The organism is Actinosynnema sp. NPDC059335 (assembly GCF_042752395.1).
In the GTDB taxonomy this organism is placed as follows: Bacteria; Actinomycetota; Actinomycetes; order Mycobacteriales; family Pseudonocardiaceae; genus Actinosynnema.
Genome location: NZ_JBHYXZ010000230.1, coordinates 1 through 10,381 on the forward strand (window position 1 = coordinate 1; position 10,381 = coordinate 10,381).

The following is a 10,381-nucleotide window of genomic DNA, read 5'->3' on the forward strand; positions in this document are numbered from 1 at the left end:
CCCACCGAGGCTCGATTTGACATGGGTTCGGGTGCCATAGGCTGGACGAAGCCGGGCAGGCGTGGCGGACGCTTTTCCCGCCATGCCTGCCCGGCTTTGGCCTGCCTCCGGTGCCCGTAAGGGCCCCATGTCAAATCGAGCCGGCCGCAACCACCGACTCACTCACCCGGAGCCGGACAGCACCACCGCGCCGTCCCTGCCCCGATCACAACCTTCACCCGATCACGATCAACAGGTCCCCACCCTCGACCTGCTGCACCCCACGCACCGCGAGCCGCGTCACCCGCCCGGACCGCGGAGCCGTGATCGACGCCTCCATCTTCATCGCCTCGATCGTCGCGATCGTCTGACCGGCCTCGACCACGTCGTCCTCCGCCACGTTCGGCGTGACGACCCCGGCGAACGGCGCGGCCACGTGCCCCGGGTTGCCCCGGTCCGCCTTCTCCGCCGCCGGCACCTCGGCCGCGATCGACCGGTCGCGCACCTGGATGGGCCGCAACTGCCCGTTCAACGTGGCCATCACCGTGCGGATGCCGCGCTCGTCCGCCTCGCCGATCGCCTCCAGCCCGATCAGCAGCCGCACGCCGGGCTCCAGGTCGACCTGGTACTCCTCGCCCGGCTTGAGCCCGTAGAAGAAGTCCTTGCTCCCGAGCACGCTGGTGTCGCCGTACGCCTCCCGGTGCGCGAGGAACTCCTTCGTCGGCGCGGGGAACAGCAGCCGGTTCAGCGTGTTCCGGCGGTCGGTCTCCAGGCCCTTGACGTCCTCGTCGGTCAGCTCCGCGATCCCCTTGGGCGCGGGCCGGCCCTGGAGCGCCTTGCTCCGGAACGGCTCCGGCCAGCCGCCGGGCGGGTCGCCCAGCTCGCCGTGCAGGAACCCGATCACCGACGCCGGGATGTCGTAGCGCCCGGGGTCCGCCTCGAAGTCGGCGGGCGACACCCCCGCGCCGACCAGGTGCAACGCCAGGTCGCCCACCACCTTGGACGACGGCGTGACCTTGACCAGCCGGCCGAGCATCCGGTCGGCCGCCGCGTACATGGCCTCGATCTCCTCGAACTTCTGCCCGAGGCCGAGCGCGACCGCCTGCGTCCGCAGGTTGGACAGCTGACCGCCGGGGATCTCGTGCGAGTAGACCCGCCCCGTCGGGCCGGGGATGCCCGACTCGAACGGCGCGTAGACCTTGCGCACCGACTCCCAGTACGGCTCCAGGTCGCACACCGCCCGCAGGTCGAGCCCCGTGGCCCGGTCGGTGTAGTCGGTGGCCGCCACGATCGCCGACAGCGGCGGCTGCGAGGTGGTGCCCGCCATCGACGCCACCGCGCCGTCCACCGCGTCCACACCGGACTGGATGGCCGCCAGGTACGTCGCGAGCTGCCCGCCGGCCGTGTCGTGGGTGTGCAGGTGGACCGGCAGGTCGAACTCCTTGCGCAACGCCGTCACCAGCCGCGCCGCCGCCGGCGGCCGCAGCAGGCCGGCCATGTCCTTGATCGCGAGCACGTGCGCGCCCGCGCCGACGATCTGCTCGGCCAGCTTGAGGTAGTAGTCGAGGGTGTAGATCCGCTCGTCCGGGTTCGACAGGTCGGCGGTGTAGCACAGGCACACCTCGGCGACCGCCGTGCCGGTCTCCCGCACCGCCTCGATGGCCGGGCGCATCTGCTCGACGTCGTTCAGCGCGTCGAAGATCCGGAAGATGTCGATGCCGGTCTTCGTCGCCTCCTCGACGAACGCGCTGGTCACGGCCTCGGGGTAGGGCGTGTACCCGACCGTGTTCCGACCGCGCAGCAGCATCTGGAGGGTGATGTTCGGCACCGCCTCGCGCAGCGCCGCGAGCCGTTCCCACGGGTCCTCGGCCAGGAACCGCAGCGCCACGTCGTAGGTCGCGCCGCCCCACGCCTCCAGCGACAGCATCTGGGGCGTCATCCGCGCCACGTGCGGCGCGACGGCGAGCAGGTCCTTGGTCCGCACGCGCGTCGCCAGCAGCGACTGGTGCGCGTCGCGGAACGTGGTGTCGGTGACCGCCAGCGCCTTGCTGTCCCGCAGCCAGCGGGCGAAGCCCTCCGGGCCCAGCTCGTCCAGCCGCTGCTTCGACCCGGCGGGCGGCTCCGCGGCCAGGTCCACCGCCGGCAGCTTCACCTTCGGGTCCACAACGGACGGGCGCGGGCCGTTCGGCTTGTTGACCGTGACGTCGGCCAGGTAGGTGAGCATGCGCGTGCCGCGGTCGGCGGAGTGCCGCGCGGTCAGCAGGTGCGGGCGCTTCTCGATGAACGACGTGGTGACGCGGCCCTCGTAGAAGTCCGGGTCGTCGAGCACCGCCTGGATGAACGGAATGTTCGTGGACACGCCCCGGATGCGGAACTCGGCCACCGCGCGCCGCGCGCGGGCCACCGCCGCGGCGAACGTCCGGCCCCGGCACGTCAGCTTGACCAACATCGAGTCGAAGTGCGCCCCGATGACCGTGCCCGCGCCGGTCGTGCCGCCGTCCAGCCGGATGCCGGAGCCGCCCGGCGAGCGGTAGGCGCTGATCATGCCGGTGTCCGGGCGGAACCCGTTGGCCGGGTCCTCGGTGGTGATCCGGCACTGCAGGGCCGCGCCGCGCAGCTGCACGGTGTCCTGGCTCAGGCCCAGGTCCTCCAGCGTCTCGCCGCTCGCGATGCGCATCTGCGACTGCACCAGGTCCACGTCGGTGACCTCTTCGGTGACCGTGTGCTCGACCTGGATGCGGGGGTTCATCTCGATGAAGACGTAGTTGCCGCGCGGGTCGAGCAGGAACTCGACGGTGCCCGCGTTGCGGTAGCCGATGTGCCGGGCGAACCGGACGGCGTCGGCGCAGATCCGCTCGCGCAGCTCCGGGGCGAGGTTCGGCGCGGGCGCGATCTCGATGACCTTCTGGTGGCGGCGCTGCACCGAGCAGTCGCGCTCGAACAGGTGCATCACGTTGCCCTCGCCGTCGGCGAGGATCTGCACCTCGATGTGCCGCGGCTCGACCACGGCCTGCTCCAGGAACACGGTCGGGTCGCCGAACGCGGACTCCGCCTCGCGCGACGCCGCTTCCAGGGACTCCCGCAGCGCGGCCGGGTCCTCGACCCGGCGCATGCCCCGACCGCCGCCGCCCGCGACCGCCTTGACGAACACCGGGAACTCGATGTCCTCGGCCGCCCGGACCAGGGCGTCGATGTCGCTCGACGGCTCGCTGGACTTGAGCACCGGGAGACCGGCCTCGCGGGCGGCGGCGATCGCGCGGGCCTTGTTGCCCGTCAGCTCCAGCACGTCCGCGGGCGGGCCGACGAACGTGATGCCCGCGTCGGCGCACGCCTTGGCCAGCTCCGGGTTCTCCGACAGGAAGCCGTAGCCGGGGTAGACCGCGTCCGCGCCCGCCTTGCGGGCCGCTTTGATGATCTCCTCGACGGACAGGTAGGCCCGGACCGGGTGGCCGGGCTCGCCGATCTCGTACGACTCGTCGGCCTTCAGCCGGTGCAGGGAGTTGCGGTCCTCGTGGGGGAAGACGGCAACCGTGCCCGCGCCCAGTTCGTAGGCAGCGCGAAAGGCCCGGATCGCGATCTCGCCGCGGTTGGCGACAAGAACCTTGCGGAACATGCGGCGTTCCCTCCCGGTTACTCGGCGAGCCCCGCCCGAGCGCGGGCGGGACTCGATGAATCAAGGCACGCTACCGTGCGGTTCCCGCCCTTCGGGAGTTCCATCTCACGTGACGGACGTCATCGTGATCGTTCCCTCATCCGGTCAAGACGGGTGTGACCTGGGTGCACGCCCCGGGATTCTCCCTTGCGCGGTGCTCCCGCGCAGCCCCCACGCGAGCGGCGGAGTGGCGTTCGGCGGATCCGCCGCACCCGCCGGCCCGCACGGTGGATCACCGACCCGTCACGGTGCGTTCGCCGCATCGGGTGACTGCGGCCGGCGACTTCTCGGTAGGGTTGGTCCCATGGCCGGGGCTGAAGGGACTGGGCAGCCTGCTGCCCGCACCCATTTCGACGTCGTTCTGCGCGGGTACAACCAGCGCCAGGTGAACGAGCGGGTGACGAGACTCGAGTTCGACCTCAAGAACTCGAACCGCGCCCGGGAGGCGGCGTCGGCCCAGGTGGCGGAGCTGAACAAGCTCCTCGGCTCGACCCGGGCGGAGCTCGACAAGGTCAAGTCGCAGCTGAGCAAGCTCGCCGCCAGCCCGGCCAGCGCGTCCAACGTCACCGAGCGCGTGCGCGTGATGATGACGTTGGCCGAGGAGGAGATCGCCGACATCCGCAAGGACGCGCTCGACAAGGCCGCCGCCACCCGCGCCGAGGCCGAGCGCGCGGCGGCGGAGGGCAAGGCGGCGCACCAGCGCGCGATGGGCGAGCTGGAGGAGCGCCGGCGCCAGCTCGAGGCGGCCCACCAGCAGCGGACCAAGGAGCTGGAGCGGCAGCACGACGAGCGCCGGGCCGAGCTGGAGCGGCAGCACGAGGAACGCCGCACCGAGCTGGAGCGCTCCATCGAGGAGCTGCGGGCGAAGCTCGGCGCCGAGCACGAGGCGCTGATGGCCGAGGCCCGCGCCGAGCGCGAGAAGCTCACCGCCGACTTCGAGGCGAAGACCGCGGAGCTGGAGGCCAAGCGGGTCGAGCTGGAGCAGAAGTACAAGGGCTACCACGACGACCTCGACAAGGAGTACGACGAGCTGCGCACCAAGCTCCGCAAGGAGCACGAGGTGCACGTGGTCGAGGCCAAGGCGGAGGCCGCGAAGCTGCTCGAAGCCGCCCGCGCCGAGGCCGCCGAGCTGCGCGCGGAGACCGAGAAGCAGGTCGCCGAGCTGGAGTCGGAGGCGCTGGCCAAGGCCGAGCAGACCATCGGCGAGGCGAACGCGGCGGCCGAGCGGACGATCACCGAGGCGGACCGCCGGACCACGGCGGCGGACGAGAAGCTGGCCGAGCTGCACCGCGTGCACCGCGCCCTGAGCGAGCAGTTCGCCGCCGCTCAGCAGGCCGTGTCCGCGGCGGTGGCCACGCTCAAGCCGCTGGACGACGAGGACGCCGCGGCCTCTCCGGACGCGTCGGACGCGCCGTCGTCGGACGCGGCCCCTGCGGGCGCGGCCCCCGCGGACGGGGACGCCCCCACCAAGCCGGCAACCGCCAAGCCCACCCCGCCCGCGACCGCCAAGCCGGAGGCAACCGCCAAGCCGGAGGCGGCCAAGCCCTCGACCGGCAAGCCGTCGGCCAAGCCGAAGGACGTGGACCCGTCCGAGCAGCCCACCGCCCAGCTCCCGGTCCCCAAGGGCGGCCGGGCCAGGTAACCCCGGGCCACGCGGCTCACCGGGGCAAGACCCGGGCCACTCGGCTCACCGGGGCGAAACCCGGACGCGCGGGCTCACTGGGGCAGCTGGTCGGCGGGCACCACCTCGGCCTGGTCCGGCACGGCCACCTCGACCGGTTCGCCCCATCCCGAGAACCGGGTCGTGGACTGCTTGACGACCTTGCCGTCCAGCTCGAACCGGTACTCGGCCCGCACCGGCGCGCTCGTGCCGTCCACCCACACCGACGCCGCGATCGTCACCCCGTACTGGGCGAGCTGGGTGTGCTGGAGCTGGATGTCCTGGTCCTCGATGACCTTCGCCATCTTCAACGGGTCCACCACCAGGTCGAACCGGGTCGTCGGCACGCCGTCCACCTGCTCGGACGCCTTGCCGACGATCAACGCCGCGCGGGGCTGCACGTAGTCCAGCTCCGCACCGACCGTGGCGCTCGGCCCGAACCCGCGCAGCAGCGCGGCCACCTCGCCGCCGCTCGCCGCCGGGTAGTAGCCCCACTTCTTGCCCGCGGGCATCGGCGCGCCCTCGACCTGCACGTACGTGCCGTCGCGGACCACCACCAGCGCGATCTTCTTCGGCTGCCCGCCGGTCGAGACGTCCATCGTCATGGCCGCGGTCACCCCGTCGGCGTCCTGCCGCAGCGCGCCGGCCGCGACGTTGCGCACCTCGGTGGCCTGCCCGTCCGAGGCGAACCCCTCGGTCCGGAACGTCGCCGTCGCCAACTCGGCCCGCCGCTGCCCGATGCGCTCGGCGAGCACCGCCAGGTCGCCCTTGGGCAGCGAGGACGTGGTCGGGGCCGGGTCGCCGGCCGGCGCGGCCGTGCAGGCGACCAGCGCCAGCGGAACCATAGCGAGCAGGAATCGGCGCACGAGTCAGGGTAACCGGACCGCCGCGGCCGCCCCGTCACGCCTTCTCCAGGTACTCCGCCCGCTCGTCGTCCAGCAGGCCCGCCACCAGCCCGGCCAGCCCCGGGTTGGCGGTCAGGTCCGGGTCGGACTCCACGACCTCCTGCGCGACCACGCGCGCCTCGGCGATCACGTCCTCGTCGCGCAGCAGCGACAGCATCTTCAACCCCGACCGCTTGCCCGACTGGGCCGCGCCGAGGATGTCGCCCTCGCGCCGCAGCTCCAGGTCGAGCTGGGCCAGCTCGAAGCCGTCCAGAGTGGACTCCACGGCCCGCAGCCGCTCCATGGTGGACGTGCCGTCCGGCACCTCCGTCACGAGCAGGCACAGCCCCGGCGCGCTGCCCCGGCCGACGCGGCCGCGGAGCTGGTGCAGCTGGCTCACGCCGAACCGGTCCGCGTCCATGATCACCATGACGGTGGCGTTGGGCACGTTCACGCCGACCTCGACCACGGTCGTGGCCACGAGCACCTGCACCTCGTTCGCCGCGAACGCGCGCATCACGGCGTCCTTGTCCTCGGGCGCCATCCGGCCGTGCAGGATGTCGATCCGCAAGCCCCGCAGCGGGCCCTCGGCCAGCTTGTTCGCCACGTCCACCACCGCCACCGGCGGCCTGCGGTCGTCCTTGCCCGAGCCCTCCTTCGGCGGCGCCTCCCCGTCGTCCTCCGCGTCGCCGTCGCCGATGCGCGGGCACACCACGTACACCTGGTGGCCCTTGCCGACCTCCTCGTGGATGCGCTGCCACGCGCGGTCCAGCCAGCCCGGCTTGGACGCCACCGGCACCACGGACGTGCTGATCGGCGAACGCCCCCGGGGCAGCTCGCGCAGCGCGGACACCTCCAGGTCGCCGTACACCGTCATCGCCACCGTGCGCGGGATGGGTGTGGCGGTCATCACCAGCACGTGCGGCGTGGACCCGCCGGCGCGCCCGCTGAGCGCGGCCCGCTGCTCCACGCCGAACCGGTGCTGCTCGTCCACCACGACCAGGCCCAGGTCGGCGAACTCCACCTTGTCCTGGATCAGCGCGTGCGTGCCGACCACGATCCCGGCCTCGCCGGACACGATCTCCAACAACGCCCGCTTCCGCGCCGCCGCGCCCATCGACCCGGTCAGCAGCGTCACCCGCGTCGCGTGCTCCGCGCCGCCCAGCTCGCCGGCCTGCCCGAGGTCGCCCAGCAACTCCCGCAACGACCGCGCGTGCTGCGCGGCCAGCACCTCGGTCGGCGCGAGCATCGCGGCCTGCCGACCGGCATCCACGACCTGCAACATCGCCCGCAGGGCGACCATCGTCTTGCCCGACCCGACTTCCCCCTGGAGCAGCCGGTTCATCGGGTGCTCGCCGGACAGGTCGCGGGCGATCTGCTCGCCGACCTCGCGCTGCCCCGCGGTCAGCTCGAACGGCAGGCGCGCGTCGAACGCGTCGCGCACCAGGCCCGGCTTCGGCGGGCACGCGGGCGCGGGGCGGGCGGTGGTCGAGCGGCGGCGCTGCGCCAGGGCCAGCTGCACGGCCAGCGCCTCGTCCCACTTCAGCCGCTGCTGCGCCACGGTGATCGCGGCCCAGCCGTCCGGCCGGTGGATGTCCCGCAGCGCCTTCTCCAGCCCGATCAGCCCGCGCTCGGCCCGCAGCGACTCCGGCAGCGGGTCGTCGGTCACCCCGTCCCACACCGCCAGCACCTGCTCGACGCAGTTGGAGACGTTCCACGACTGGATGCCCTGCGCCGCCGGGTAGACCGGGATCAACGCGCCCGCGAAGTCCGCCACCGCGCCGTCCGCGCCGTCGAGCACCTGGTAGTCGGGGTGCGCGAGCTGCAACTTGCCGTTGAACATGCCGACCTTGCCCGCGAACATCGCCTCGCGCCCCGGCAGCAACTCCCGCTCGACCTTGCGCGAACCGCGCCCGAAGAACACCAGGTGCAGGTCGCTGGTGCCGTCGGTGATCACGGCCTCCAGCAGCTCCCCGCTGCGCGACTTCATCCGCCGCTGCCGCGCGCTCTTGACCCGCGCCTGCACGGTGACGTGCTCGCCCAGCTCCAGCCCGGCGATCACGGTGAGCTTGCCGCGCTCGTCGTAGCGGCGCGGGTAGTGGCGCAGCAGCTCGCCGACGGTGGTCAGGCCGAGACCGGCCTCCAGCGCGTCGGCGCTCTTCTTGCCGAGCACCGACACCAGCTTCTCGTCGAAGGTCGTCATCCCGGCCTATTCAACTACTCGACACCGACAACCAGCAGCGCGTCGCGCTGCCCGCCCGGGTAGGCGGCCAGCTCGACCTCCGGGTGCGCGACGCGGAGGTGATCCTCCAGCACCCGGTCGAGCCCGTCCGGGGCGGCCCGGCCCAGCAGCACGGTGACCAGCTCGCCGCCGCTGGCGAGCATCCGGTCGACCAGGCGGCACGCGAGGTCGCCGACGTCGGCGGGCTCCGGCGCGATCAGCACGACCTCGCCGTCCACCATGCCGAGCAGGTCGCCGGGGCGGCACCGGCCGACCCAGGTGATGGCCTCCCGGTCGGACACCGCGACCTCGCCCCGCCGGGTGGCCGCGGCGGCCTCGGCCATGGCCACCACGTCGTCGCCGGCGCGGCGGGACGGCGAGTGCACGGCCAGCGCGGCCAGCGCCTGCACCGGGGAGAACGTCGGCACGACCACGACGTCCTGCCCGGCGGCGACGGCCTGCGCGACGGCGTCGTCCAGCGGTTCGCGCCAGGTCGGGTCGCCGGGCAGCACGGTCACGTGCCGGGCTCGGGTGCTCACCACCACGGCCAGCAGGTCGGCCGCCGTCACCTCGTCGCCGGGCTCGAACACCACCGCGCCCTCGGACCGGAACAGCTCCGCCGCGCCCTCGCCCTCGACCAGCACGACGATGGCCCGGTCGCGCACGAACCGGGGCGCCTGGGCGGCGATCTGGTCGGCGAACCGGGCCACCGTGATGCGGTGGGGCCGGCCGGCCCGGATGCCCGCCTCGACGGCCGCGCCGATGTCGTTGCAGTGCACGTGCACGGTCCACAGGTCGGCGCCGTCGCCGACCACGGACACGCAGTCGCCGATGGCCGTCAGCTCGTCCTTGAGCGCGGTCACGTCCGGCGAGCCGTCCAGCAGGTACATGACCTCGTACTCGTACTCGGCCGACCCGGCCTCGCGCGCGGTGGTCAGCGGCTCGCGCGGCACCGTGGCCGCGACCGGCGGCTCCTCGACGGGCCGCCCGGTGATCACCGCCGCCAACGCGTCCAGCAGCACGACGAGCCCGCGCCCGCCCGCGTCCACCACGCCGGCCCGCGCCAGCACGGCCAGGTGCCGCGGCGTGTCCGCCAACGCCTCCGCGCCGGCCTTCGCCGCGACCGTCACCACCTCGTCCAGGTCGTCGGACGCGCAGTCGCGGGCCGCCTCGGCCGCCGCGTGCAGCACGGACAGCACCGTGCCGGGCACGGGCGCGGACACGGCGGCGGTGGCCAGCTCGTCGGCCCGCCACAGCGCCCGCCGCAGCGACGAGCCGGTCGCCGTGGACGCGCCCTGCGCGGCCTCGGCGAGCCCGCGCAGCACCTGCGAGAGGATCACGCCGGAGTTGCCGCGGGCGCCGGCCAGCGCGCCGCGCGCGAGCGCCGCCAACGCCGCCCCGACCGTGTCCACGGGTGTCCTGAGCAGGGCGTCCAGGGCGGAGCGCATGGTCTGGAGCAGGTTCGTCCCGGTGTCGCCGTCGGGCACCGGGAACACGTTGATGCGGTCCAGGTCCTCCCGGTTGGCGTCCAGGGACCGAACGCACGCGTCCGCCCACTGGCGCACCGCGACCGCATCGAGAGCCTGCATGCCGGCGAGGGTATTCGACCCGGTTTGGTGGCCGAACGGCCGACCGGCTACCCTGACTGGGTTGCCATGCCCGGCTGAGGCTTGTGCACGCTTGCGCGCCCGCCGGGGCGTGAGTACCGCTGAGGAAACCTTAAGGAGTGGCTGACGTGGCTGCCGTGTGCGACGTCTGTGGCAAGGGGCCGGGCTTCGGCAAGTCGGTCTCGCACTCCCACCGGCGCACCAACCGCCGGTGGAACCCGAACATCCAGACCGTGCGCGCGAAGGTGTCCTCTTCGACGCGGCAGCGGCTGAACGTGTGCACCTCGTGCCTGAAGGCGGGCAAGGTGGTGCGCGGCTGACCACCCGCGCTCGAGTTTGGCGGGGGGGGGGGCGCGCGCGGGCGCGCGGGGGCGCGCG

The 10,381-nt window shown here is 73.4% G+C and carries 6 protein-coding genes; 2 read left to right on the forward strand and 4 right to left on the reverse strand.

Annotated elements, in window-relative coordinates:
• Positions 1–214 precede the first annotated feature (214 nt).
• On the reverse strand, positions 215–3,592 hold the full coding sequence (locus tag ACFXGA_RS37865; RefSeq protein ID WP_378097234.1) for a pyruvate carboxylase: 3,378 nt from the start codon (positions 3,590–3,592) through the stop codon (positions 215–217).
• A 436-nt stretch (positions 3,593–4,028) separates the two neighbouring features.
• Here ACFXGA_RS37865 and ACFXGA_RS37870 point away from each other — a divergent pair, with 436 nt between their 5' ends.
• Positions 4,029–5,273 (forward strand): hypothetical protein, encoded by a 1,245-nt coding sequence (locus ACFXGA_RS37870; protein WP_378097236.1) that lies wholly within the window; start codon positions 4,029–4,031, stop codon positions 5,271–5,273.
• A gap of 74 nt (positions 5,274–5,347) precedes the next feature.
• Here the strand turns inward: ACFXGA_RS37870 and ACFXGA_RS37875 are convergent, their stop codons facing one another.
• Genes ACFXGA_RS37875 through ACFXGA_RS37885 form a run of 3 tightly spaced genes read right to left on the reverse strand, consistent with a single transcriptional unit; the run spans position 5,348 to position 9,985 of the window.
• The gene (locus ACFXGA_RS37875) at positions 5,348–6,136 is read right to left on the reverse strand and encodes a hypothetical protein (RefSeq protein ID WP_378097239.1); all 789 of its coding nucleotides are present in this window, start codon (positions 6,134–6,136) and stop codon (positions 5,348–5,350) included.
• A 55-nt stretch (positions 6,137–6,191) separates the two neighbouring features.
• Entirely contained in the window at positions 6,192–8,378 is a 2,187-nt protein-coding gene (gene recG, locus ACFXGA_RS37880) for an ATP-dependent DNA helicase RecG (RefSeq protein WP_378097242.1), read from the reverse strand.
• Between the two features lie 14 nt (positions 8,379–8,392).
• Entirely contained in the window at positions 8,393–9,985 is a 1,593-nt protein-coding gene (locus tag ACFXGA_RS37885) for a DAK2 domain-containing protein (protein WP_378097245.1), read from the reverse strand.
• A gap of 146 nt (positions 9,986–10,131) precedes the next feature.
• Between ACFXGA_RS37885 and rpmB the strand changes: the two genes are divergently transcribed.
• The gene (gene rpmB, locus ACFXGA_RS37890; RefSeq protein WP_073891577.1) at positions 10,132–10,323 is read left to right on the forward strand and encodes a 50S ribosomal protein L28; all 192 of its coding nucleotides are present in this window, start codon (positions 10,132–10,134) and stop codon (positions 10,321–10,323) included.
• The last annotated feature ends 58 nt before the right edge of the window (positions 10,324–10,381 follow it).